Origin of the sequence: Bowmanella pacifica, assembly GCF_014645355.1 — a bacterium.
GTDB classification, from domain to species: Bacteria; Pseudomonadota; Gammaproteobacteria; order Enterobacterales; family Alteromonadaceae; genus Bowmanella; species Bowmanella pacifica.
Window position 1 is genome coordinate 208,112 of record NZ_BMLS01000001.1, and the last position, 23,542, is coordinate 231,653.

Consider the following 23,542-nt stretch of genomic DNA (forward strand, 5'->3'; position numbering starts at 1 on the left):
ATGCTTCATCCCAGGTATTTAGACAACATTGGCCCTAGCGCTCGGCTTACCCACAGCGGCAGCTTCTGCCAGGCTTTGATAAAGAACTGATATTTGGGATTGTTCGGGCTCAAGTTGGGCAGTGCGGGAGCCTTGACCAGACAAAACTGATAATGTAGCGCTGTAGGCTCCATTCCCCAGTGCTTTTTGTACTGATAGGCACCGGAGTCATTTTTACTGCGGCCGAAATCATACTGCCCATAGCCCCGCTCTTTGGCTGAACACATCAACTGATAATACATAAAGTCGTTGCTTTTGAGCTCGCGAGCCTGGGGGAGCCCTCCACCATAATAAGGCAGTACCTGATCACGGAAATAAAAGTTAAGCACCGACGAGACGGCCTTTCCTTGATGCTCGACGGTTAACACATCGCAGCGATGGCCGAATATCTCACGCAGTTGATTAAAATATTCACGGGGGAACACTGGGGTGCCCAGATTACGAACACTTTCCGAGTAGATGTCATAGGCAGTTTGCGTGTCGCTATCTACCTTGTAGCTCAGGTCGGCTTTTAAGGAATGACGAATAACCGCCCGCTGTTTCTTTTTCACCCCAGCTAAAATGGCTTCAGGATTATCCTGCAAAGGCCAGGCAAAATACGAATGAGCGCATTTTTCAACCAACTGAGGATGACTGCTTGGCACCTTATTGCGCAGCTCCAGGTAGTCCACCTCAAGTTGCTGAGCCAGCGCAATTGCCGCATCTTCTAACGCACGTTGCACATCTTCATTATTCGCAGCCACACCACCATAGACACAAAAGGGCGTGGAGATCAGCGCATGGCCAAATAAACGGCTTTTCTGCTCAACAAGAGGCAATACGCCAACAATATCCTGCCCTTGCTTTGCATACAGGTAATGGCCAATATGACCGTAGACTTTTTCGTTGACCGTCAACCATCCACTTAAATGGAAAAACGTAGCAGCGTCGCATTGCTCAACATAGCTATCCCACTGTGCGGCAAGCTCAGCATCTCCCTGGAATTTTACAACTTCAATCACGCATTAACCCCGTACACATCCTTCATCGTTGACCAGTTAAAATCCTCAAGCATGCGCTCCAGCTTAGATTCAGTATGTTTAAGGTTGACATAATGACGAAACTTGGACTTCGCAGACGCTTGTTTCAGGCGGGGCTGGTCGGCATCTATTTCCCAAGGGTGAAAATAGAATGAGTAAGGTTGCTTTTCCTTCTCCAGATACTTTCTAACCAGATGTCGGGTCAAACCATAAGGATAAAGCCTGAAGTAGCCGCCTCCCCCGATAGGAACCTGCTTGCCTGCAATTCGCAAGGTGGGAATGGGTATTTCGATGATGTTTTCCGGTCGCATATAAGCAAACCTTGGCCAGTCCGGCGTACCGTATAAATCATGCTTAACCGGATAGGTACTGGAGCTGTAGCGGAATCCTAATTCTGCTAATACCTCAAAAGCCCATTCATTGGAGTAGCCGATAGAGAAACTGGGCGCCCGATAGCCCGCAATCGATTCCCCCAGCAGATCTTGCAGGTGATCCCTAGAACGCAGGACGTCTGCCTTGAATTCTTCTGGCGTTTGTTCATAAGCACGGCGATGGGAATAACCATGGCTAGCAATCTCATGTCCCTGAGCGTGGATATCTTTAATCAGCTCTGGGTAACGTTCAGCCACCCAGCCCAAGATAAAAAACGTCGACTTAACACCATGCTGGGCAAAGACATCCAGCAAACGTCGGGTATTGGCATCTACCCTGGGCTTATAACTGTCCCAATCCGCAGGAGTAATAATCTTGTCAAAAGCAGACACATGGAAGAAGTCTTCCACATCCACCGTCATCGCATTTAAACAAGTATGCAAATCTTTCATTTATCGTCCCTTTCCAAACAGTACCACTTCCACTGTCCGGATCAGGATCAAAATATCCAACAGTAAGCTTTGATGTTTTACGTAGTACAAATCAAACTTCAGCTTTTCCATAGAGTCTTCAACGCTTGCCCCATAGGGATAGTTAAGCTGTGCCCAACCTGCCAGGCCAGGTTTAACATTATGACGCTGATTGTAATAAGGGATTTGCTTAATGAGTTGTTCAACAAACTCTGGGCGCTCGGGACGCGGTCCAATAAAACTCATTTCGCCTTTCAATACGTTCCACAACTGAGGTAGTTCATCCAGACGGTATTTACGAATAAAGTTGCCTACACGTGTCACCCTGCTATCGCCTTGGGTGGCCCATTTAGCGCCATCCTTCTCTGCATCTGGCCGCATACTGCGAAACTTAATGATCTTAAACAGTTTACCGTTCAGCCCCACCCGCTCCTGTTTGTAGAAAACCGATGCACCGGTGCGAAAGCCGTCTTCTAAGTATATGAGCAAGGCCGTTATCAACATAAACGGCCAGGTAAAACTTAGCACCAGCAAGGCCAGAAACGCGTTGATGCCATAATCAAGCATATCGCGCAGATAATTCTGACTGGAAAATCCGTTGGAATAGATAACCCAGCTTGGATAAATCAAATTAACCACTATCTGCCCGGTTTCTCGTTCCATAAAATCCAGGATATCCACCACTTCAATTCCGCGGATGCGACAATCAAAGAGAATCTCAATGGGTAGCGTACCACGGCGCTGATCACAGGCGATGACCACTTCTTCAATATCGTTTTCCTGTAAGAAGTCCCGAAAATTTTCGTCGACTTTTACATGAATCAGCTTTTCAGCCTGAATACCACTGCTGCGATCATCCCCTGGAATAGGAATAAAGCCGACCAAATCAAAACCAATTCTGTCTACTTCACGGCGCATGCGCTTTTCAATAATTGACGCGCGTTCACCTGCGCCCAGAACAATCAATCTGACCTTGCCCAGTCCCAACAAACCAAGTCGGTTAGAAAAGTAGCGGAATAAAACCAACGCCAGAATGATAAGTCCCGACGCTGTGGGCAAGTAATATGGATGTAAGGCTAGCTCAATTAAAAATGTGCTAGTGATCAACTCCATAACAAAATAGCTTAACGCAACACATACAAAGATACGTCGAATGATGCCTCGAAAGGTCTCGCGCAACTTAGGTTCGTACAAACCAACAGACAGTGCTGAAACTAATACCAGGAAGGTAAAAAGTATAACATTGAATGCCAGTTGATTAACCGAAGGTGGAGGTGTATGGGAAACTTGCAAAATCAGTGTATTAGCGATATAGGCAAGATAAGCAATCAGCGCGCCTTCCAATAATACCAGTATATTTGAGCGTTTAGATTGACGCCTGTTGGCAGCCTTCACAGATTAATTCCTTTACTATTAAAATTATTAGTTCAAAAAGTCAGGTTAAAAAAGTATTAGGGATAGACTAACTTATTTTGTCATAGCATTATATTGCAACATGTTAATGCGAAAACAGATAGTTTTGCCAGACTTAAGTCTACGAAGTCCATAAGTAAGGAATATGACTAACATGAACGCCATCAGAGCCACTCAGCTAGCCTTGATTATTTTTGTCACGGCATGGATTTCTGCCTGCAGCGTACAAACGCTGCCGCCAGCCACCACTCAACCATCCTTAACCACATCCACAGATAATTATAATTATCTGATTGGCCCCGGTGATAATTTGGAAATTTTCGTCTGGCGCAACCCAGAAATTTCTGGTTCCTTTATTGTGCGCCCGGACGGAAAAATCACCACCTCATTGGTAGAAGACGTCGAGGTCTCTGGCAAAACGCCCACAGCCCTGGCCCGTGACATGGAAAAAGTACTGTCTAAGTATATTCGCGATCCTATTGTTACCGTCAGTGTGACAGGGTTTTCCAGCCCCTTCAGTGAGCAGGTTCGCGTAATAGGTGAAGCCACTAATCCGCAAGCTATCAGCTATAAAGAAAACATGACATTGTTGGATTTAATGATTGCCGTGGGCGGCCTGACCGAATTTGCCGCCGGTGATAGCGCCAAATTGATCAGGGTCGTAGATGGAAAGCAAATGGAGTACTCTGTCTACCTTGATTCATTGGTAAAATCAGGTGATATCTCCGAGAACGTGGATTTGCTTCCAGGCGATATCCTGATTATTCCTGAGGCCTGGTTCTAGACCTCCCCACAGCAGTAGAAAGTATGATTGGATTTCAACAGGTTATTGACCAGATCCAGACCTATCTCAAAGGGATTTGGATAAAGAAGCGTTATGTCATCATTTCATCCTGGCTAATTTGCCCTATTGGCTGGCTGTATGTCATATCGCTTCCTGATACATATGAGTCGTCCGCGCGTGTGTTCGTAGACACCAATAGTCTTTTACGTCCCCTGCTCAGGGGATTGGCTTTTCAGAACAATCCCGAGCAACAAGTAAACCTCGTTGCTCGCACGTTGCTCAGTCGACCTAATTTGGAAAAAATTGCCAGGGAGGCGGATCTGGATATTTCCGCCAAGACCAGCGCAGATTTTGACGAAATGATAGAAAAGCTCCGTGGTGATATAAGCCTTAGCAGCACCCGTGATGCCAATATCTATACCATCAGCTACACATCTAATACGCCAGCCCTCGCGCAACGTATAGTGCAAATTACCTTGAACGAATTTATCGAGTCTAATCTGGGTAGCACCAGACAAAGCAGTGATTCTGCTGAAGAGTTTTTAGACCGGCAGATAGGTGAATATGAGCAGCGTTTAATGGAATCTGAGCAGCGTCTGGCTGAGTTCAAGCGCTCACGCCAGCAGGTATTGCCCGGTGGCAGCAGCGACTACTACGCCCAGTTACAGAATGAGCGAGGGTTACTTGAGCAAGCAAAACTGCGTTTAAAAGAACTTGAATCGCAGTTGGCTTCAGCTGTGGCACAATTACAGGGTGAAGAACCCGTGTTTGGCTTGGTTACCCCCGAACTATCTGACAACAGCGGAATATCCACACAATACGATGCCCGGATTTCCAATCTGGAAAATAGTTTGGATGACTTGCTGATTCGCTACACAGAAGAGCACCCTGATGTTGTTAAAACCAGGGCTCGACTGGACCAGTTAAAGGAAGACCGGCGCGCGCAATTGGAAAGTATGAGTGAAGTGGCGCAAAGTTCAGGCACATACAGCCAGTTTGGTAATCTGAATCAGAATCCGGTCTATCAGCAAATGAAGATCACCGTTGCTAACTTGGAAAGTGAAATTGCCTCAATCAAGGTCAGAGTTGATAACTACCAGGCCAACGTTCAGTCACTGGAAGAAAGAATCAATTTAATCCCGGAGTTGGAAGCCGAATTGACCGGCCTTAACCGTGACTACGGCATTACCAAAACCAAATATGAAGAGTTACTGCAGCGCCGTGAGTCTGCTCAGCTTTCTAGAAAAGCGGAAGCCACCACAGACGATGTGCAGTTCAGAGTGATAGATCCACCGCTGCTACCAACCAAACCTGCGGGTCCTGCCCGCATTGTTTTCTACTCTCTGGTATTGCTTGTCGGTTTTGGCTCCGGATTTGGTATTGCTTTCCTGGTCAGCCAGATAAACCCTGTGGTTGTTAATTACAAACAACTGATAGAGCACTTTAAAACTCCGGTATTTGGTTTGGTTTCACACCGCGACGCAGAAAAATTAAACCAGCAGAACAAGCAGCGTCTGGTTATATTCGCCATGTCGTCTTCGGTCTTGCTGTTCGGTTTTGTGCTACTGGTCTGGATTGAAGCCGTGTATGGCGGTTTCCCCAGACAATTGTTTGGAGGACTGCTATGAGCACCATAGAAAAGGCGTTGCAACGCCAAAAAGCAGAGCAGGCCAGACAGGCCGAAGCAGCCCAAGAGCAGCAACAAACAGCATCCTCCGAAGCCCTTGACTCCGGTGTTGTCGCGGATGATATTGCCACGTCATCGCCAGTCAGCCATGGTACAGAGGAAACCTCGGCGCACGATAAAGACATGATATTGCTGGAACTGGATGACGAAGCTTTTGTCTCCAGCTCAACCAAGCGCACTAAAATTAATGAAGAGTTCAGAACCATTAAGCGCAAGGTTTTAAGTAATGCCTTTGGCCCGCTGGCAAAGACCTTAAATAATCCCAATATCATCATGGTCACCAGTTCTAACCCGAACGAAGGTAAGACTTACAACGCCATTAACCTGGCCTTGAGTATCGCACTTGAGCAAGACAAAACCGTGTTGCTGGTTGATGCCGATGTGCTGCGTCCAAACGTGATGCGCACCCTCAATCAAAAGATGCCTAATGGTCTGATGGAGTATCTGCTCGGAGAGGTCACCGATATCTCGGAGGTGATGTATCACACCAACATCGATACCTTACGCATCATCCCTGCCGGTAAAACTCACCATTTGTCTACAGAGTTATTGGCCAGTGAAAAAATGCTGGAAACGGTGCAGGAGTTTGCCTCTCGTTATCAGGATAGGGTTGTCATATTCGATACGCCACCTATGCTGGGGGTAAACGAAACCGCTATCCTGGCCAATTTGGCCGGTCAGGCCATTATTGTCGTGGAAGAAGGTCGCACCAAGCTGACCGATATTCAAACCGCTTTAGAGGCGCTCAACCCGGATATGGCGAAAGGCTTTATCGTCAATAAGGCGCAGCGCTCCAAGCGAGAAGAATACGGTTATGGCTACTACTCTATGGGGCCCAAGGAGAAGGATGCATGAAGCGTGTCAGCGTAGCTTGTGCAATTGCACTGCAACCACTAATAGTGCAAAGCGGAGAGCTAACGTTTAGGCCTGTGTTGGACGTGTCCGCTGTCACGTATGAGACCAAGCACCCAGACACGGATGAGAAGAGTGACAATAATGCATTGATGCTGGAGCCCGTGCTTGCGACAACTTACAAAAGTCAGTTGCTGAATGCTGCTCTGCGAATCAAGAACACGACGGTGAAGCAAAGTGAAAACAGTGCGGAGCTGGATAAAGAATTCACTGACGTCAATTTCAACTCAAAAATGGGTTTTTGGGATAGGCGTTTACTATTCACAGCACAAAGTAATCGTATCCACCGAGCTCAACTTGGGATAGACAGCGGGATCAGTGACCCAATACTTAACGCAGAAGAACTCAGTACGGTTCAAACCAATAATGCTTCGATGAGTTTTTCGCCGCAGCGCCCTGCTTATCTGGGCATGAGTTTTTTCGCCAGGGCCGGTGAGTCTCGTACCCGTAGTAACCCATCCGCTCAAAATCAATTTGCCGATATAGACAGTGACTCTTATAGCGGTGGAGCAAGCATATTCCAAGGCCAAGAAATTACTCGCATGTTTTGGAATATTAATGCGAATTACGAGAAGACCAAGCGGGATGCACAACCCGACGTTATCAGCAGAAGCGTATCGGCCAAGATAGGAGTCGGTATTTTGTCAGATCTGCACTTAATTGCTGTGGGTTCTGATTACAATAATGAAGGCCTACGTGGTGGCCTACAACAAGAAAACATCAGTTCAAAAAGCTATGGGGCAGGGCTTGAATGGCGCCGGGCTTCTGGCAGTTTTTTGGGTGTGACATACAATAAATTTAAGCATGAGGGCAAAGAAACCAACTATGTTGGCTTTGATCTCAATTGGGCACTAAGCCCCAGAAGTAGCGTCCAGGCATCCTATGATAAACGCTTTTTTGGCGATAATTATAACTTCAGCTTGAATCATAACAGCCGCTCCTGGCGTACCCGTGTTGGCTATGAGAAAGGTTTCACCAGTTATTCACAGCTGCAATTAGTGCCTGGCGCACCTATTGTGCTGGTTTGTCCTCAAGGTAGTCTGGATTTTTCTCAGTGCTTTATGCCGGATTCCCCCAACTATGAACCAGATGTAGACGAAACCCAAATCAGCATTCCAACCTTTGAGAATGAGCTTACCGACGAAATCATTATTCGCGAATCAGCCTTTATCAATTTAGGCTATGACAAACGCAAACTTTCCATGTACTTCAATTACAGCTATAGCAACCTGGAGTATTTGGAAACAATGCGGGCGCAACGAACCCGGGCTGCACAGCTGACACTCACCTATAAGCTGGGAGCTAAAACCAAGCTTATTGCCCATGGAGAGTATTCACGTAATGATACCTTACAAGGTACCTTCTATGATGAAGAGGTTGTCAGCTACAAGTTAGCTTTGGATAGGGCTCTATCGAAAAAGGCGGACCTTAGTTTGTCACTCCGGTATCTTGACCGCGATACAGATCAGGCTAACCGGGCGCTGGAGGATACTAGGCTGTCACTTAAATACAGCTACAAGTTCTAGCTAAGGATAAGCAAGCAAGGCAAAGATAAACCGTCTTGGCCACGCGCGCAGACTTTAACGCCTACCAAGCTGTTTTTTCGCAGACAGCCTCCAATATCGAGAGGCTCTGCATCTCCTCAAAACCAATACTTCAACTGTGCGCATCAGCATGAGGATGGCCTCCCTCCCTTTGCCAGAGACGTATCTCATTCCTCATCGGACTTCAGGCGTACATAGGTTTTATATTTTCGCTTCAACAGCTTATCTATGTACCTGGTTAATTTAACCTTTTGATTGATAGCGTCATCCAGGGCGTCGGTCAGCTCTTTCAGCATATCTTTGTAGTACTGAATATCTTTGGGGCGCTGGGCATCCTGTTGAGGGCTGTCGCCCTCTCTGATGGGACTGGCATCTACAACGGGTGGTGGAGGTTGAATGAACATTTCATCCGCCACTTCGTTAACCACAGATTCGACGGCTTCTTCATTCAACTCCTGCAATTCTTCCAAAAATCCATACAACAAGATCCGGTCTGTTAGTGTATTGATTTTTCGTGGCACCCCTTGAGTAAACTCGAATATCTTTTGATAGGCGCCGTCAGTAAACAGCGCCCCCCCACGCCATCCGGCGTGTTGCAGACGAAACTCAATATAACGGCGCACATCAGAATCGGTCAGGGGAGATAAATGGCAGGACGCCACAATACGCTGACGAAACTGCTCCATATTCGGGGCCCGCAGAATTGGCTGAAGCTCTTCCTGGCCCAGTAGAAAGCTCTGTAACAGCGGCTTTCCCTTGGCCTGGAAGTTGGACAGCATGCGCAGTTCTTCGATGGTTTCCAGCGGCAAGTTCTGCGCCTCATCCACCAACAACAGCGCACGCTTACCTTGATGGTTTAAGTCGAACAGGAACTTTTCCAGGTCCTTGAGGATATCGGCTTTAGTTTTGCCGTCAGTGTTCAGCTCAAATTTACTGGCGACCATTTTCACCAGTTCATCCGGCGACAGCTTTGGGGTCACTATTTGTGCGGCAAAAATGTCATTTTGAATTTCATTCAACAAACTATTGGCGATGGTGGTTTTACCCGTACCAATACCACCGGTAATGACGATAAAGCCTTCGGCCTGCGCTAGCCCGTACTCCAAATAGGATAATGCTCTTTTATGCCATTTACTGGCAAAGAAAAAACTAGGATCGGGAGTAAGTTGGAATGGTTTTGCATTAAGTCCATAAAAGCTTTCGTACATTAAAAAACTCGCTTGTCTGAAAACAAGTCACTTCCCAGCGACGCAATGACTTAATGCTAAGGCCTGGTTTCGAAACAAGCAATCAATATAGAAGAATTAACAGACAGTAAAACGGTCAAAAAACACAGATGAGCGCTAAGGTTCATCTGTGTATTCAGGTTAGGTATTCTTAGTGGCCGGTGATTTTTTTAATGATACCTGTGGTAGATACGCCATCTTCAAAATTCAGTATTTTGACTTCTCCACCATTGGCTAAGACTTCTTTTGCCCCAGCGATCTGTTCCACCTGATAATCGCCGCCTTTGACTAGTACATCAGGCAAAATATCACTGATAACTCGCTGAGGTGTATCTTCGCTAAAGGCAAACACCCAATCCACCGAAGCCAACCCGGCTAACACAGACATTCGTCGCTCAACCAGATTGACCGGTCGCCCTTCGCCTTTTAAACGGCGCACCGAGTCGTCATCGTTAACCGCAACAATCAAACGGTCGCCTAACTGAGCGGCATTCTCCAGATATGACACATGGCCAGCATGCAATATATCAAAACAACCATTGGTCATGACCACCTTTTCGCCTCGCAGGCGGGCAGCTTCCACCGCCATATTGATCTGTTGCTCTGTCATGACCCCACGCCCTGCATGCTGCTCCATGCCAACCGTCATGGCCAGCTCCGACACGCTAACAGTAGAGGTGCCCAGTTTGCCAACCACAATACCGGCCGCCGCATTGGCCAGTACGCTGGCTTCTGCCCAGCTGCATCCTGAGGCGACAGACGCCGCCAGGGTCGCAATCACTGTGTCACCGGCACCTGTTACGTCATACACTTCTTTGGCTTTGGCAGGTAAGTGCAGTTCACGCTGCCCGGGCGTAATCAAGGTCATACCTTGCTCGGAACGGGTCACCAACAATGCATCTAACTGCAACCCGGTGACCAACTCCTTAGCTTTCTCAACCAACACGGCTTCGTCAGAACAATCACCAACAATTTGCTGGAACTCGCTCATATTCGGTGTCAGCAAGCTGGCACCAGCATATTTACCAAAATCACTGCCTTTGGGATCCACAACCACAGGTTTACCCGCTTGTCTGGCAAGGGCGATCAAACCGGATACGTCACTTAGACAGCCTTTGTCATAGTCAGACAACAGCAGCAGGTCGTGCTCGGCCAATAACTCTCGCACCTTGGCCAACAAGGCAGTTTTGTCCTGCTGGGCAAAACTTTGCTCAAAGTCCAGCCGGATCAGTTGCTGATTGCGGCTGAGTACGCGCAGTTTGGTAATAGTATCCAGACCAGGTACTTGCTCAAACTGGCAATTAATGTCCATACAAGACAGCTTGCGTTGTAATATCCCAGCAGCTTCGTCTTGGCCAGTCATCCCCACCAGGGTCACCTCAGCGCCTAATGCCGCCAGGTTTAACGCCACGTTGGCGGCACCGCCCGGGCGCTCTTCGTTCTGACCGATCCTGACCACAGGGACCGGCGCTTCGGGGGATATCCGCGCCGTAGAGCCAGACCAGTAGCGATCCAACATAATATCCCCCACCACTAAAACGCTGGCCTTGGAAAAATCAGGAATATTCATCACTTCACATCCGTACTTGTCACTGCCACCGATTGTATCACAAGGTGCTCTGGCTGCGATTATGCAAGCGCAAGGATTTAGCGCCATCTGTCGCGGTCAGATGTCAGCCACGGTCAATTTAAGCTAGAATGCGCCAAACATTTTTCATTGGGTAAACTGTGCAGGTCAAAGCTCCCCGTTTTCAGTTGGCTTTTTTTCATCCCAGGTATTGGCTGACCTGGCTAAGTATCTTGGTGTTGTACCTCATCTCCTGGCTTCCCTATAAAGTTCAAGTACTGTTGGGGAAGGCTGTAGGTCACGTGCTGTTCAAGGTGTTGAAATCCAGGCGTAAGGTCGCTGAGCGTAATCTGCAATTAGCCTTCCCGGATATGGATCAGAAGCGCCGGGAGGCCCTGGTCAAAGCCAATATTGCCAGTGCCGGGATCGCCTTATTTGAAACCGGCATGGGGTGGTGGTGGCCAGATTGGCGGGTAAAACGCATGGGTAAGGTCTTTGGCTATGAACATGTTCAGGCTATTTTAGACAAGGGAAAAGGCGTTATGGGTTTGGCCATCCACAATATGAACCTGGAGTTTGGTTGCCGGGTGATGGGGCTGCTGCACCCCTCAGTCGTTTTTTACCGCCGACACAACAATCCTTTGATGGAATATATGCAATACCATGGCCGCGCTCGCTCCAATCGCTACATGATCCACAAGCGAGGTGTCAGTGAGATGTTCAAGGCGCTGAACAGTGGTGAGTTGTGCTTGTATTTGCCGGATCAGGATTATGGTCCCAAGCGCTGTGAGTATGTGCCGTTTTTTGGCGTCAAAGACGCCGCTACAACAACCGGCACCTTGCTGTTTACCAGCCAGGCAAATTGTGAAACCGTATTCCTGGTGTCCATTCGCACCCCGCAAGGTTACGAGATTCATATTCTGCCCGGTCTTGAAGATTTCCCTTCAGGAGACGATAAAGAAGATGTGGCCAGGCTTAATCGCAAAATTGAAGAGTTGGTGATGATGGCACCAGAGCAATATTTGTGGATGCATAAACGTTTCAAGACCCGGCCACCTGAAAACCCAGAATCCTTGTACTAAGTGGCAAAAGGCAGTATCAATTGTATGAGTAAGAAATCATTTTCCTCCAGTATGTTCTGGGCCAGGCAACTCGGCCTGGCCGCTATACTCATCATTATTGCAGTGGCGGTTATCCAGTTGCAAAAGCATCAAAAGAACGAACCGGTGCCACAAGGCCAGACAGTTAAAAAAGACCCAGCCAGAGGCTTATCCAGCTTTTATGCCGAGTATCGCACTTCCTCAGGAGAACCTAATCCTGACGAACAAAGCGATTTTGTTATGCCCTTGTCTGAGCAAGACACACCTTTAAATGAGCGCCTGCAAGCCATGCAAAGCGTGCAAAAGCCCGCTTCAGGTAGATGGGTAGGTGAACACAAATACCGCACATTCAAGGCCGGGGGGACGCTAAGGGAGATCATCAGTAACTACGCACAAAGCGAAGGCATGCAAGTGATATGGGAACTCAACCAGGACTTTGTGGTAAAAAATAATTTCCAGGTCGATGACACCGTCGTCGGTACTCTGAACAAAATAGCCCGCGCCGTGGACAGTAACTTTTCTGCCACAGTGGAGGGATTTTTCTGTCCCAAACAGCGCACCCTTGTGATTACCGACAAGCCTACCGATTACCTGAGGCAATTTTGTACCCCAACCGATGCCGCCATTAGCGCCGAGGTAGAGCGGGCGCAGTCAATGAAATAACCACAGACACTGGGCTTAACCCAGCGTCTGCTGCCAGATTTCCCGCACTTGCTCACGTAGCGCCTCAAACTGGCCGCTTTCGTCCACCGCAGCCTTGCCATCCAATACGCAGCGATGTCCACTATCACGAAAAGCTAAATAAGCAGTGGTCAGCGCTTCTGCCCACTGTGAACTGATAACCTGATGATGCTCCAAGCTGGCCAGTATGCGCACATTATCAGACCAATAGCACAGGTTTGGCTGTCGATGACTCTCGCTCAGCACCCAGTACTGGGTTAAAAACTCAATATCAGCAATACCACCACTGCCCTGCTTAAGATCAAATCCCTGCCCGGCCTGCAAATGCTCACGCATTTTTTCTCGCATCTGACGAACGTCTTCAGCCAGTTTCTGTTTATCTCTAGGCAAACACAGCACATCCTGACGAATTTGTAAGAAGCGCGCGGCCAGGGCCTCATCACCAAATACAAAACGGCTGCGAGTGAGAGCTTGGTGCTCCCAGGTCCACGCTTCCTGTAACTGATACTCAGCGAAACCATTGATATGACAGACTAACAAGCCCGAGTTGCCAGCCGGACGCAAGCGCAGATCTGTTTCATACAGCTGCCCGGATGCCGTCTTAGTATTGAATAAATGCATAATTCGCTGTGCCAGCTTGATATAAAACTGACGTGATTCAATCGCCTTATCACCATCGGTATCTTGCTGGCTGTCACAGTTATGGACAAAGACCAGATCCAAGTCAGAACCATAGCCTAATTCGATACCGCCGAGCTTGCCGTAAGCGATCACACCAAAGCCGAGGTCGGGCAACTGAACACCGGCTGGCAAACCATAACGCTCGGTCATTTGCTGCCAGGCATCCAGTACAACCTGTTTAATCAAGGCTTCTGCCAGGAAGGTTAAGTGGTCGCTTACTTTCATAACCGGCAATACGCCGGTAACGTCTGCGGCCGCAATTTTCAGTTGTTGGCTGAGTTTAAACTGCCGCATGGCTTCCATACGCGCTTCCAAATCCTGCTCAGGAATGCGCAGCAAAAATTGCCGTAATTCGTTGTAATAACCATCCAGTGGCGCCAGTTGATATAGGTGCTGAGGGTTAAGTAACTCATCCAAGAGTATGGGGAAACGCCCTATTTGCTCGGCAATCCAGGGACTGGCACTGCATAATCTCACCAGCTGCGCTAATGCTCCCGGGTTTTCCAGTAACAAGTCCAGATAAGCTGTACGACGACAGACCGCCTTAAGCACGCCAAACAAACGTTGCAGCACCACACTTGGCGCCGGATTATCTTTCAAGCAGGCGCTAAGCACCCAGGGCATGAGTTTATCCAAGGACTCCCGTCCCCGCGTGCCCATCGCCCGATTGCGCATGTCATCGATAAAGCCACTTAACGCATGCCAAAACGAGTGCGCGGCTGGCTCGTCGAGAAATTTGGCCAGCAGTGCCAATGCCTCATCATCCGTTAAAGGCAGACACCACAAGTCACTCAGCTCATTTACCTGTTCATCAGGACAGGGTTCGCTCTCATCCCCAATCAACTCCATAAATTGGCCATGAATACTCTGCATATGCTGTTCAAGCTGAGAACAAAAATCCTGATAGTGATTAAAGCCCATGGTCAGACAAAGCCGCTGACGACCTACTTCGTCGGTGGGCAGGGTCTGGGTTTGTTCGTCATTAAACTGCTGTAAATGATGCTCAGCCTTGCGTAGAAAACGGTAACTTCGCCCCAGGCTATCCACATCCTCAGCGGATAGCCACTGACGCGCTTTGAGCTCGTCCAGCACGGCAAATACCCCTGGATGTTGCAGCGCGGCCTCTCGCCCTCCCCTGATTAATTGAAATGCCTGAACGATAAACTCGACTTCCCGGATGCCACCGCCTCCCAGCTTAATATTGTCGGTCAACTGACGGCGGCGGACTTCCTGGCTGATCAGGCGCTTCATATTGCGCAGGGCTTCAATGGCAGAAAAATCCATATAGCGACGGAAAACGAAGGGACGCAAAATCGCCTTAAGTTCATCGGCAAAAGGCGCAACAGGGTTGATGATACGCGCCTTAACCATGGCATAGCGCTCCCATTCACGCCCCTGCTCCTGGTAATAATCTTCCAGCGCCGAAAAATGCATGACCAACGGGCCACTTTCCCCAAAAGGGCGCAGCCGCATATCAACGCGAAATACCTGGCCGTCCGAGGTTACCTGATTCAAGGCGGTAATTAACTTTTGTCCCACCTTAGTAAAAAACTGTTGGTTCTCCAGCGTGCGCCTTCCCCCCTGAGTTTCTCCCAACTCGGGGTAACAAAAAATCAAGTCGATGTCTGAAGAGAAGTTGAGTTCTTCGCCCCCCAGTTTCCCCATACCCAGCACGAGCAGAGGCTGCTCCACCCCATCCGCCATAGGTATGCCATAGCGGGAAGCCAAATGCTGATAGCACCAGTCGCCGGCTTTATCTATCAAGGTATTGGCAAGTTTCGACACCTGACTCAAAGAAGCATCAATACACTGCGCATTGGTCAGGTCCAGCCACGCAAGGCGCACCATGTGCCGACGTCGGAATCGCCGCAATGCTCTGTGCATTTCACTTTCATCAGTGACAGCTTCCAACTCTGCAGCCAATAGCTGGGCATAGTCTGGCGTGGCAGAAACCAAGCCATTTTCCAAATGCAGAAATTGCAAAATACTTATATCTTGCTGACAACTCTTAGCGACAAAGTCACTTAAGCAGAACACCGGAAGTACAGTTGACTGAAGGGCAACCAGCCATTCTTCCTGTGGATAGGTTTCCAGCAATCTTTGCCAATGCTTGTGACCAATAGACATTAGGGAAGCCGGAATATTTGCTATCTGCATATGGAAATCCTTAAGGAGAAGATTCTGGTGACGCCCGAACACAAATGTCGCTGCAGTGGGCATTAATATACACCTGCATCAGCCCAAGTGCAGAGGGCTGATACCTGCCAGGGATATCAACTTCATTGCAGCAACTTAACGAACAGAAATCACCATCTGTCACCCAACACTTGGATTGACCGCTAAACTACTGAATAATTAAGGCCTTAGCAAAGCAATCTTGAAAGTCAGATGAAAACCGATTTGATGGGTTTATCCATCACCCCTCAGGCCTTGTTATATATAGGCCTGGATGTCGCTATTGCATTAGTGTTGTTGATAGTTATGCGTTGGGTATTTGGTCTGTGGACGCGAGTGGACGGCACCGACCAACTATCCGGTAAGGACAACTTCGCCTTTGGGATCAGTGTCGCATCCAGTCTGATGGCACTCTCCATTGTGCTCTGGAGTGCGGCAGAGAAAGCCTCCTCAGGTGATTACCTTGCCCAATCCCTACAGATGCTGGTTTATGGTGTGGTTGGCATTCTGCTGATAAAAGTAGGCCGTTTTGCCCACGACAGGCTGGTGCTGGATGAGTTGGATAAACGCGAGCAGATCCTAAACCGCAACGTCAGCATCGCCCTGGTGGATGGAGCCAGTGCCATCGCCGTAGCGATAATGCTGCGCAGTATTTTACTCTGGACACAAGGCTTTGATATACATAGTGGTATTGCCCTGATTAGCGGCTTTATCGTGGCGTTAGCCGTTATGTTGCTGATCACCCGTTTAATGGAAAGACGCTTTGCTCAGGATAACCAAAATGATTCGATGCAGGATGTGTTGGTTGGTGGACAGGTGGCGTTGGCCATACAACATGGCGGCTTGTTGCTAGGTACGGCGTTTTCGGTCAGTGCGGCCAGCCAATTATTGGAGTATCACCCCACGGCGTATGTAAGTAATCTTTTGAGCTGGCTGGTACTGGCCATGTTATTCACCTTATTAACTATCGCACTGGCTTGGATAGCGAAACGCTTGGTATTGCCCGGTATTAATATGGTAAGAGAGGTAGACCATCAACATAACGTCGGCCTGGCAAGCATAGAAATGGCCCTAACCATAGGCATGGCGTTATTATTACTGGGATTGGTATCCTGATGGTAAAAAACAACAAACTCGGCGCATTTGATATCGGCATGATGGTGCTGTCGTTGGTGGCAGTGATCAATATCTGTGTACTGATATTGCTCGACTTACCTAGGGATGTCAGAAGCTATTTGCTATTTATGGACACCCTGATTTGCGTGCTGTTTTTGGTAAATTTCACTTACAACATTCTGGCCGCCCCTGACCGCAAAGCCTATTTCAAGTCCCATTGGATAGATTTTATTGCCAGTATTCCCCTGATTGAGCCATTCAGACTGGCGCGCTTTTTACAGGTGCTACGGGTTATCCGTTTGCTTAAACAAACCCGTCACCTAGCACTTCCTTCACTGAAAGACCGCATTCAAACAACCTTGGCAACCATGATGGTAACGCTGGTAATACTGATTGGTGCGGCGGGGTTGTCTATTTACCTTATCGAACACGATTTGCCCGGTGCCAATATTACCACCGCCGAAGACGCCATATGGTGGAGTTTGGTCACCATCTCCACTGTTGGTTACGGTGACTTTTATCCCATATCCACCGCCGGACGTTTAGTTAGCGTATTGCTAATTATTAGCGGCGTCAGTTTATTCGGGGTTATTTCTGGCTACATTGCGTCGTTTTTTATTACCCCCGAAGAAAAAGACCAGTTGGCGGTTCAAAATCGCCGTATTCACAGGATTCATGACCAGGTAGAAAATCTTCAGGAGCAAATGGATCAAATTCAGCAAATGCTGGTCGAGTTAACAGCCGATAAAAAGGCTGATAAAAAAGTCCCTCCCGACGACAGCAAATGAGGGTAACGGAGGGATAGACTTACTTCTCAACATTGGCGTTTTACCCGCCAAGCTGAGCCAAAGATAACTGACCGGCTGCCAGCCTCAGCTTGTCGGCTTTGCTTAATCGTTTAAGTTGATATTCAAACCGACTGGCCTGGGCCCGATCCCCCACCGACTGACAATAACGCATCACCAGGGGAGCTTTTCCACGCAGTGCCTTGGCCGCTTTTTTTCCTCCGGACTGATGTTCAGTGAAACGTCGCTGCGGATCAGTGCTGATCCCCGTGTACCATTGCCCCAAACGATTTTCAATCATATACAGATACCATGTAGACGAGGTATTAAGGCACGTATCTGTCGGTGTATCAGTCATGTTCAACACTCATAATTTGATATCTAAAGTCGATGATTTTTTCAGTGTACAAGTGTTCGCTGAAAATCTATACTGACTTCTCACCACGCACATTGGAACCATCCTTGTCCACACAGCGCCCATACAGTATTACCGAAGAGTGGCTTAATGCGTTAAGCCATGGCATTGGCTTTATTGTCGCCATTGTCGGTTTGGTTTTGCTACTGATGCGCAGTGAATCCGGATTGGCAATTACCGCTTCCAGTATCTACGGCAGTTCACTGTTGCTGATGTTTCTCAGCTCCACAGTTTATCACGCCGTTACCCATCAGAAAGTCAAAGGTTGGCTGAAGTTATTCGACCATAGCGCTATTTATTTACTGATAGCGGGTACTTACACTCCCTTTATGCTGGTCAGCGTAGGGGGCTGGGTTGGCACACTGGGAACAACGCTTATTTGGGCCATAGCCTTAGCAGGCGTTGCATTTAAATGGCTGGCTAAACACCGTTTTCCACGCATATCCCTGACCTTGTATTTGTTTATGGGCTGGTTATCCCTGGCGTTTATTTACCCACTTTACCAAGCCTTGCCAGGGGCAGGTATGTGGTTGTTGGTCGCTGGCGGATTGTGCTTTAGCGTGGGTGTTCTGTTTTACGTAGCCAAACGCTATCAATTCACTCATGCAATCTGGCACATGTTTGTGGTGGCCGGCTGTACCTGTCACTACCTATCCATCTATTATTTTGTGGTTCCGGCCTGATAGTTGGCCTGAATGTGCTGCAACTTTCTTTCAAATTGCTCAAGCTGCTCTGCCTTTTCGTAATCGAAATGGTACTGATTATGGAAACCGAAGCTAAGCTGCACTGACGCATCTTCAAGAAACAGCGTGTAACCATCAAAGTCTGTATAGGCCTTTACACCTTCCAGCATATGCCCTTCGCCATCTTCCTTGCCGTGGGTTTTTATCTTATCGAATACACTCAGAATAAAACGGCTATCCAGTTCATTTTTCATGACGCCTCCTTTTAGCTTTTAATAAAAAACGCAGCAAAAAGTGATCCCAATATCACTGCTTTGCGAATACCTTCAGACAAGTTCAAATAAAAATATATCCATGTCCCGCAGACTCTTATTGCTACTCGGTGATCAACTCGATCTCAGCCATCCAGCCCTGCAACAGTTAGACAGGCAACGGGATCATATCCTATTGGCGGAACTGCATCAGGAAGCCAGCTACGTTCCCCACAATAAGCTGAAAATCGCCCTGATATTCTCTGCGATGCGACATTTTGCAGCAGAGCTTCGCGAACAGGGTTTTTACCTTTACTACTATGACTATGTTGAGACGAAAGACAACTGGGCAAGCTTTTCTCAATTACTAAACCACCAGCTCAACCTGCATGACTATGCACAACTGTGGTTAATAGAGCCTGGGGAGTATCGTTTACAGGCGCAATACAAACACTGGCAAGGCAATCTGCCCCTGCCGGTACAGCAGTTCCCCAGCCATAATTTCATCTTCTCACGCACTCAAATGCATCAGTGGTTTGCCGCACATCCGCAGCCGAGAATGGAACATTTTTATCAATGGGCCAGACAGCAAACCGGCCTGTTGATGGAAAGCGGTCGCCCAATAGGGGGAAAGTACAACTTTGATAAACAAAATCGTCGCCCTTGGTCTCCCACCGAGCAGGTTCCTACCCCTCGAGCGTTTAGGTCAGATAAGTTAACCCAGGAGGTGCTGCACTTAGTGAGTCAGGAATTTTCCGACAACCCTGGGAAACTCGAACACTTCAACTATGCGGTATGCCGTGAACAGGCGCTACTAGCATTGGACGATTTTATTCAAAACCGGCTAGCAAAATTTGGCGACTATCAGGACGCCTTAGCCGACAACCAACCAGCGGTGTTCCACAGCTTGCTCTCCGTTTATATTAATCTTGGCTTACTGTCCCCCTTGGACGTCTGCCAACAAGCTCAGCAGGCCTATCAACAAGGACATGCGCCGCTAAACGCCGTGGAAGGCTTTATACGCCAGATTCTGGGCTGGCGGGAATATGTGCGGGGATTGTACTGGTTTATGGGGGAAGACTATGCCCAGGGTAATTACTTGCAAGCCGAGCGCGCGTTACCTGACTGGTTCTGGCACGCCAAAGTGCAAATGCGCTGCATGCAGCAGGCAATCGGAAACTCGCTACACAGAGCCTATGCCCATCATATTCAGCGCCTGATGGTCATTGGTAACTTCTGTCTGCTAGCCGGGCTGGATGTTCGATCTGTTTGCACCTGGTACTTGGCCGTCTATGTCGATGCCTTTGAATGGGTAGAACTTCCCAACACTCTGGGTATGGCCCTGTATGCAGATGGCGGAATACTGGCGAGTAAACCTTATGCCGCCAGCGGTAACTACCTGCATAAAATGGGTAATCATTGCCAACATTGCCCCTACTCACCTAAACAGACCACAGGTTTAAGGGCCTGCCCTTACAATGCACTGTATTGGCAATTTATCGACACTCACCAACAAGCCTTTGCGGCGCATCCCAGAATGGCGCTGATGGTGGCCCAGTGGCAGAAAAAAAGCCACAGTGAGCAGAATGCAATACGGGATTGGGCCGGGAAGCTGCTAACCAACCTGGACAGGCTTTAACCGCCTGTCCAGACAGCCTAAAAATTATAACGCAGTCCTATCTGGCCGATATTGGCTTCAAAACCATCTTTGCCACGCACATGTTGCGCTTCGATACGCAGATCCCAGGCATCGGCCAGTTTGAAATCAAAGCCCAGCCCCACCACACCGGCTACTGACGTCTTGTCATAACTGCAGCGCACACCGTCGCCGCCTTCCAGGCTATAAACCTCAGCGTCACCTTCTTCGCAGGTTTGGCCGCTGCCGATAAAGGCCTGGGATTCAAGTTTCACGCTCATCACGCCGACTCGATAAAACAAGGTCCCCGCTTGGGAAGATGCCTTGCCCAGTAATGCCAGGTACAAAGCGTCTGCTTTCAAACTGCTGCTGTCTTCGCTACCCAGGTTGGACAACGTCGGGGCATCGCCTTCTTCATCGATGAGTTGTTGGAATCCCCCCTCGACAAACCACTGCTTATCCAGCTCATATCCCATGGCAAAGCTGTAACCCACGCCTTTTCCATCAGCCTGTCCCTGGCTGGCGTCTGCATAACCGGCGCTGAATAAGCCATACATATCACCATTGGCCATGGCCGTCTGGCTGGTCAACAGGCATAACGCTGCCAATATTGTCTTTTTCATTGTTGTGTCCTTGCTGTAAACCGGCTTAGTCTAGCGCCCTAATCGCTGGAATTTCCAGTGAAATTCCTTAAAAATACGCACCTTGGCAGATCGTAACAAAATTGACATAAACCTGCTGCCGGGTACAATTTTGTCCATCTCCCTGCTCATACCGCCCAATCACTATGCCAAGTAAAGACAAAAAGAAGAAAAAGAAGGACAGTCAGCTTCTGATCCGCATTGATAAAGAAATGCGCAATACTTTTATAGCCCTTTGCGAAGAGCAAAATAGTACCGCGGCCAAAGAATTACGTGGTTTTATACAAAGCTATCTTGAACAGCACCGCGGCAACATAACAGAAAAGCCTTAACTGTCTCCCCTACTTAATCTCGCTCTTGTTGCGCAAGCCAATCCCGTCCTAAAGTATCTTGTAAGGGCTCAAGCCAGGGCGAAAAGTGCTGCCACTGGGCTAAACCAGAACGATACAGAGGTTGCCTAACCTGTTCGGAGCTGGCTGTTTTAACAGCACGCTTGGTCTGATGAAAATCCAAACAGGCTTGCTCAAAAGGTAACCCCAGAAATCTCAGCAAAGATCTTACCTGATTTTCAAAGTCACCGATTAACGTTTCGTATTGCACCCTGTGAATATGCCCCGGCATCAAATGCTGCCAATGTGCCATCAAGCGTACATAGTCTTTGTAATAGCGCCCAATATCAGTAAGGGAGTAGCTGAACTCTTGTCCCTCTGCGAAAAGTTGTTTAAAGCCGCTGAAACAACACGCCATGGGATGACGTCTGGCATCAATGATCCTGGCATTGGGTAAGATAAGATGGATTAAGCCCAGATGGCGGAAGTTGTTGGGCATCTTATCAATAAAGAAGCGTCCTTGGCCCCGATGGATGCGGGTTTCCTGCAGGTAGGTTTCCCCTAACTCACGCAACTGCTGAGAGCTCAGCTCCTGCAGATTGGCAGGGTATAGTGAGCTGTCAGCTTTACGCCCTTTCAATTTATGCACCATGGCAAGAATATTGGGTAACTCCATGGTACCGTCCACTTGCGAATGCGAAGCCAGAATTTGCTCTAGCAGCGTTGAGCCAGCTCTGGGCAAGCCGACAATAAATATCGGGTCGGCAGCCTCACAACCTTGTCCTTGGCGCCCATCAAACAGCGCCGTATTGCAGTGCTTAATCTGTGCATCAGCTTCTTCACTAATCTTGCTCGCCCTATAGCTTGTATGGGCACGCTTAAGCTCATTACCTTGCTGATAATGTTCAAAGGAACGCTGGAATTGCCCGCTGTCTTCGAGGGCTTTTCCTAAGGCAAAATGTAAATGTATCTTATCGTCTGGTAACACCATTGGCTGCAAAACAAGTTCAGCCATATGGACTATCTGTTGAGGCGAAAAAGCATAGGTTTTCAGGTTCGCCAGACTCCAGTATGCGTCACCAAAGTCTTCCCGGATTGAAATGGCTTGCTGGTATGCATCAACCGCCGCCTGTTGCTGGCCTAGGGTTTTAAGTGCATGTCCCTGCATTAAAGGCACATAGGCATTTGCTGGCATCACCTGTCTCGCTTGCTCATACAATGCCAATGCTTGTTCAAACTGGCTTACCGCGACAAGTTGGTTAGCCAGCAGCATTTGTAGATGGCCGTTGTCCGGAGCCCCTTGGTACAAAGCCTGCGCCTGTTGCAGTGCCCGTTCATACTTCTGACGCTTATGCAGTACATGAACGAGATCTTGTCTGACACCATCGTGGCCCGGGGCAAACTCTAGCGCACTTTCCAGCAAAAATTCCGCGTCATCCAGCACATAGTGCTTTACGCCGATTTGTGCCAGTAGGCGCATTGCCTCCACATGTTGAGGATTCTGACGTAAAAAGTGTCGGCAAAGCTGCTCAGCTTTAAGCAGCCTTCCCTCATGCAACATACTACTGGCACTTTGGATTTCTAGCGGTAAACGCTGCAATTCATCAATACGGGCTTTTACCTGCGGCATTAAAGGATCATCAACAGATAAAAGTTCAGCCATTTTTTGCCAACTGGCCAACAGTGCGGCGTTAAACTGAACAGCCTGTCGATATGCCAATAATGCTCTAGCCGATTCTTGTCCAGCCACCAAACAATGGCCCATTTCCTGATACAAGCGGCCATAGCCCGGGTTTAGGTCCCTGAGGATTTGCAAGCTACTCAGAGCGTCATTTAATTCCCCCGCATAACGCTGACAAACCGCTAACAAATACCAAGCTTCCTGGTCAGCCTCATCAGACTTGAGCAACAAGTTCAGAGGGATTTTTGCCTCGCTGAATAACCCCTGATTCAGGGAACGCTTGGCCTGTGCAAGCCGAGCTTGCCGGTCATTAATACTTTGTTTCACACCAACCT

Annotated in this window: 21 protein-coding genes; 11 read left to right on the forward strand and 10 right to left on the reverse strand. The window is 48.4% G+C overall.

Going from position 1 to position 23,542, the window contains the following annotated elements; translation table 11 throughout:
• Nucleotides 1-5: 5 nt before the first annotated feature.
• From IEX02_RS00875 to IEX02_RS00885, 3 genes are read right to left on the reverse strand one after another with little or no spacing between them, the layout of a single operon-like run.
• Nucleotides 6-1,040: a FemAB family XrtA/PEP-CTERM system-associated protein gene (locus IEX02_RS00875; protein ID WP_229701968.1), complete on the reverse strand. Its 1,035-nt coding sequence runs from the start codon at nt 1,038-1,040 to the stop codon at nt 6-8.
• Nucleotides 1,037-1,882, reverse strand: a complete 846-nt coding sequence (locus IEX02_RS00880) for an XrtA system polysaccharide deacetylase (RefSeq protein ID WP_188688899.1) — start codon at nt 1,880-1,882, stop codon at nt 1,037-1,039. The genes IEX02_RS00875 and IEX02_RS00880 overlap by 4 nt, the downstream gene beginning before the upstream one ends.
• Entirely contained in the window at nt 1,883-3,295 is a 1,413-nt protein-coding gene (locus tag IEX02_RS00885) for a TIGR03013 family XrtA/PEP-CTERM system glycosyltransferase (RefSeq protein WP_188688902.1), read from the reverse strand. It lies immediately after the preceding gene.
• A 172-nt stretch (nt 3,296-3,467) separates the two neighbouring features.
• On the opposite strand from IEX02_RS00885, the gene IEX02_RS00890 reads away from it, so the two are divergent.
• The 4 genes from IEX02_RS00890 to IEX02_RS00905 are packed head-to-tail and all read left to right on the forward strand — an operon-like array spanning nt 3,468 to nt 8,222.
• Nucleotides 3,468-4,097 carry an XrtA/PEP-CTERM system exopolysaccharide export protein gene (locus IEX02_RS00890; RefSeq protein WP_188688905.1) on the forward strand — a complete coding sequence of 210 codons (630 nt, stop codon included), beginning with the start codon at nt 3,468-3,470 and terminating at the stop codon, nt 4,095-4,097.
• A 23-nt stretch (nt 4,098-4,120) separates the two neighbouring features.
• Nucleotides 4,121-5,725, forward strand: a complete 1,605-nt coding sequence (locus IEX02_RS00895; protein WP_188688908.1) for an XrtA system polysaccharide chain length determinant — start codon at nt 4,121-4,123, stop codon at nt 5,723-5,725.
• Nucleotides 5,722-6,639 carry an XrtA-associated tyrosine autokinase gene (locus tag IEX02_RS00900; protein WP_188688911.1) on the forward strand — a complete coding sequence of 306 codons (918 nt, stop codon included), beginning with the start codon at nt 5,722-5,724 and terminating at the stop codon, nt 6,637-6,639. The genes IEX02_RS00895 and IEX02_RS00900 overlap by 4 nt, the downstream gene beginning before the upstream one ends.
• The gene (locus IEX02_RS00905) at nt 6,636-8,222 is read left to right on the forward strand and encodes a TIGR03016 family PEP-CTERM system-associated outer membrane protein (RefSeq protein ID WP_188688914.1); all 1,587 of its coding nucleotides are present in this window, start codon (nt 6,636-6,638) and stop codon (nt 8,220-8,222) included. The genes IEX02_RS00900 and IEX02_RS00905 overlap by 4 nt, the downstream gene beginning before the upstream one ends.
• Before the next feature lie 185 nt (nt 8,223-8,407).
• Here the strand turns inward: IEX02_RS00905 and IEX02_RS00910 are convergent, their stop codons facing one another.
• Both IEX02_RS00910 and hldE read right to left on the reverse strand, forming a co-directional pair.
• Nucleotides 8,408-9,448, reverse strand: a complete 1,041-nt coding sequence (locus tag IEX02_RS00910; RefSeq protein WP_188688916.1) for an XrtA/PEP-CTERM system-associated ATPase — start codon at nt 9,446-9,448, stop codon at nt 8,408-8,410.
• A gap of 169 nt (nt 9,449-9,617) precedes the next feature.
• Entirely contained in the window at nt 9,618-11,036 is a 1,419-nt protein-coding gene (gene hldE / locus IEX02_RS00915) for a bifunctional D-glycero-beta-D-manno-heptose-7-phosphate kinase/D-glycero-beta-D-manno-heptose 1-phosphate adenylyltransferase HldE (RefSeq protein WP_188688918.1), read from the reverse strand.
• Between the two features lie 158 nt (nt 11,037-11,194).
• Between hldE and lpxL the strand changes: the two genes are divergently transcribed.
• Together lpxL and IEX02_RS00925 are read left to right on the forward strand one after the other, a co-directional pair.
• Complete coding sequence (gene lpxL, locus IEX02_RS00920; protein WP_229701969.1) at nt 11,195-12,115, forward strand: LpxL/LpxP family Kdo(2)-lipid IV(A) lauroyl/palmitoleoyl acyltransferase; 921 nt, start codon at nt 11,195-11,197, stop codon at nt 12,113-12,115.
• Nucleotides 12,116-12,139: 24 nt separating this feature from the next.
• Entirely contained in the window at nt 12,140-12,796 is a 657-nt protein-coding gene (locus IEX02_RS00925) for a TcpQ domain-containing protein (protein WP_188688921.1), read from the forward strand.
• A 15-nt stretch (nt 12,797-12,811) separates the two neighbouring features.
• On the opposite strand, the gene glnE is transcribed toward IEX02_RS00925, so the two are convergent.
• Complete coding sequence (gene glnE, locus IEX02_RS00930) at nt 12,812-15,652, reverse strand: bifunctional [glutamate--ammonia ligase]-adenylyl-L-tyrosine phosphorylase/[glutamate--ammonia-ligase] adenylyltransferase (protein ID WP_188688924.1); 2,841 nt, start codon at nt 15,650-15,652, stop codon at nt 12,812-12,814.
• Nucleotides 15,653-15,883: 231 nt separating this feature from the next.
• On the opposite strand from glnE, the gene IEX02_RS00935 reads away from it, so the two are divergent.
• Nucleotides 15,884-16,786 (forward strand): DUF350 domain-containing protein, encoded by a 903-nt coding sequence (locus IEX02_RS00935; protein WP_188688927.1) that lies wholly within the window; start codon nt 15,884-15,886, stop codon nt 16,784-16,786.
• Nucleotides 16,786-17,574: a potassium channel family protein gene (locus IEX02_RS00940; protein ID WP_188688930.1), complete on the forward strand. Its 789-nt coding sequence runs from the start codon at nt 16,786-16,788 to the stop codon at nt 17,572-17,574. The genes IEX02_RS00935 and IEX02_RS00940 overlap by 1 nt, the downstream gene beginning before the upstream one ends.
• 40 nt (nt 17,575-17,614) lie before the next feature.
• Here IEX02_RS00940 and IEX02_RS00945 read toward each other — a convergent pair whose 3' ends face one another.
• Nucleotides 17,615-17,872 carry a GIY-YIG nuclease family protein gene (locus IEX02_RS00945; RefSeq protein ID WP_229701971.1) on the reverse strand — a complete coding sequence of 86 codons (258 nt, stop codon included), beginning with the start codon at nt 17,870-17,872 and terminating at the stop codon, nt 17,615-17,617.
• 161 nt (nt 17,873-18,033) lie between these two features.
• Between IEX02_RS00945 and trhA the strand changes: the two genes are divergently transcribed.
• Nucleotides 18,034-18,669, forward strand: a complete 636-nt coding sequence (trhA, locus tag IEX02_RS00950) for a PAQR family membrane homeostasis protein TrhA (protein WP_373284953.1) — start codon at nt 18,034-18,036, stop codon at nt 18,667-18,669.
• Here the strand turns inward: trhA and IEX02_RS00955 are convergent.
• Entirely contained in the window at nt 18,648-18,923 is a 276-nt protein-coding gene (locus IEX02_RS00955) for a DUF3081 domain-containing protein (RefSeq protein WP_188688953.1), read from the reverse strand. The genes trhA and IEX02_RS00955 overlap by 22 nt on opposite strands.
• Nucleotides 18,924-19,023: 100 nt before the next feature.
• Here IEX02_RS00955 and IEX02_RS00960 point away from each other — a divergent pair, with 100 nt between their 5' ends.
• Nucleotides 19,024-20,559: a cryptochrome/photolyase family protein gene (locus IEX02_RS00960; RefSeq protein ID WP_188688956.1), complete on the forward strand. Its 1,536-nt coding sequence runs from the start codon at nt 19,024-19,026 to the stop codon at nt 20,557-20,559.
• Nucleotides 20,560-20,576: 17 nt separating this feature from the next.
• On the opposite strand, the gene IEX02_RS00965 is transcribed toward IEX02_RS00960, so the two are convergent.
• Complete coding sequence (locus IEX02_RS00965) at nt 20,577-21,179, reverse strand: outer membrane beta-barrel protein (RefSeq protein ID WP_188688960.1); 603 nt, start codon at nt 21,177-21,179, stop codon at nt 20,577-20,579.
• A gap of 164 nt (nt 21,180-21,343) precedes the next feature.
• Between IEX02_RS00965 and IEX02_RS00970 the strand changes: the two genes are divergently transcribed.
• The gene (locus IEX02_RS00970; RefSeq protein ID WP_188688961.1) at nt 21,344-21,529 is read left to right on the forward strand and encodes a hypothetical protein; all 186 of its coding nucleotides are present in this window, start codon (nt 21,344-21,346) and stop codon (nt 21,527-21,529) included.
• A 13-nt stretch (nt 21,530-21,542) separates the two neighbouring features.
• On the opposite strand, the gene IEX02_RS00975 is transcribed toward IEX02_RS00970, so the two are convergent.
• Nucleotides 21,543-23,534, reverse strand: a complete 1,992-nt coding sequence (locus IEX02_RS00975) for a tetratricopeptide repeat-containing sulfotransferase family protein (protein WP_229701973.1) — start codon at nt 23,532-23,534, stop codon at nt 21,543-21,545.
• Nucleotides 23,535-23,542: the final 8 nt, after the last annotated feature.

What these genes read in the sequence shown, in the direction of transcription:
- IEX02_RS00880 (WP_188688899.1), bottom strand. Translation starts at nt 1,882, where the DNA reads ATGAAAGATTTGCATACTTGTTTAAATGCGATGACGGTGGATGTGGAA.
- IEX02_RS00890 (WP_188688905.1), top strand. Translation starts at nt 3,468, where the DNA reads ATGAACGCCATCAGAGCCACTCAGCTAGCCTTGATTATTTTTGTCACG.
- IEX02_RS00895 (WP_188688908.1), top strand. Translation starts at nt 4,121, where the DNA reads ATGATTGGATTTCAACAGGTTATTGACCAGATCCAGACCTATCTCAAA.
- IEX02_RS00900 (WP_188688911.1), top strand. Translation starts at nt 5,722, where the DNA reads ATGAGCACCATAGAAAAGGCGTTGCAACGCCAAAAAGCAGAGCAGGCC.
- IEX02_RS00905 (WP_188688914.1), top strand. Translation starts at nt 6,636, where the DNA reads ATGAAGCGTGTCAGCGTAGCTTGTGCAATTGCACTGCAACCACTAATA.
- IEX02_RS00910 (WP_188688916.1), bottom strand. Translation starts at nt 9,448, where the DNA reads ATGTACGAAAGCTTTTATGGACTTAATGCAAAACCATTCCAACTTACT.
- hldE (WP_188688918.1), bottom strand. Translation starts at nt 11,036, where the DNA reads ATGAATATTCCTGATTTTTCCAAGGCCAGCGTTTTAGTGGTGGGGGAT.
- IEX02_RS00925 (WP_188688921.1), top strand. Translation starts at nt 12,140, where the DNA reads ATGAGTAAGAAATCATTTTCCTCCAGTATGTTCTGGGCCAGGCAACTC.
- glnE (WP_188688924.1), bottom strand. Translation starts at nt 15,652, where the DNA reads ATGCAGATAGCAAATATTCCGGCTTCCCTAATGTCTATTGGTCACAAG.
- IEX02_RS00935 (WP_188688927.1), top strand. Translation starts at nt 15,884, where the DNA reads ATGAAAACCGATTTGATGGGTTTATCCATCACCCCTCAGGCCTTGTTA.
- IEX02_RS00940 (WP_188688930.1), top strand. Translation starts at nt 16,786, where the DNA reads ATGGTAAAAAACAACAAACTCGGCGCATTTGATATCGGCATGATGGTG.
- IEX02_RS00945 (WP_229701971.1), bottom strand. Translation starts at nt 17,872, where the DNA reads ATGATTGAAAATCGTTTGGGGCAATGGTACACGGGGATCAGCACTGAT.
- IEX02_RS00955 (WP_188688953.1), bottom strand. Translation starts at nt 18,923, where the DNA reads ATGAAAAATGAACTGGATAGCCGTTTTATTCTGAGTGTATTCGATAAG.
- IEX02_RS00960 (WP_188688956.1), top strand. Translation starts at nt 19,024, where the DNA reads ATGTCCCGCAGACTCTTATTGCTACTCGGTGATCAACTCGATCTCAGC.
- IEX02_RS00965 (WP_188688960.1), bottom strand. Translation starts at nt 21,179, where the DNA reads ATGAAAAAGACAATATTGGCAGCGTTATGCCTGTTGACCAGCCAGACG.
- IEX02_RS00970 (WP_188688961.1), top strand. Translation starts at nt 21,344, where the DNA reads ATGCCAAGTAAAGACAAAAAGAAGAAAAAGAAGGACAGTCAGCTTCTG.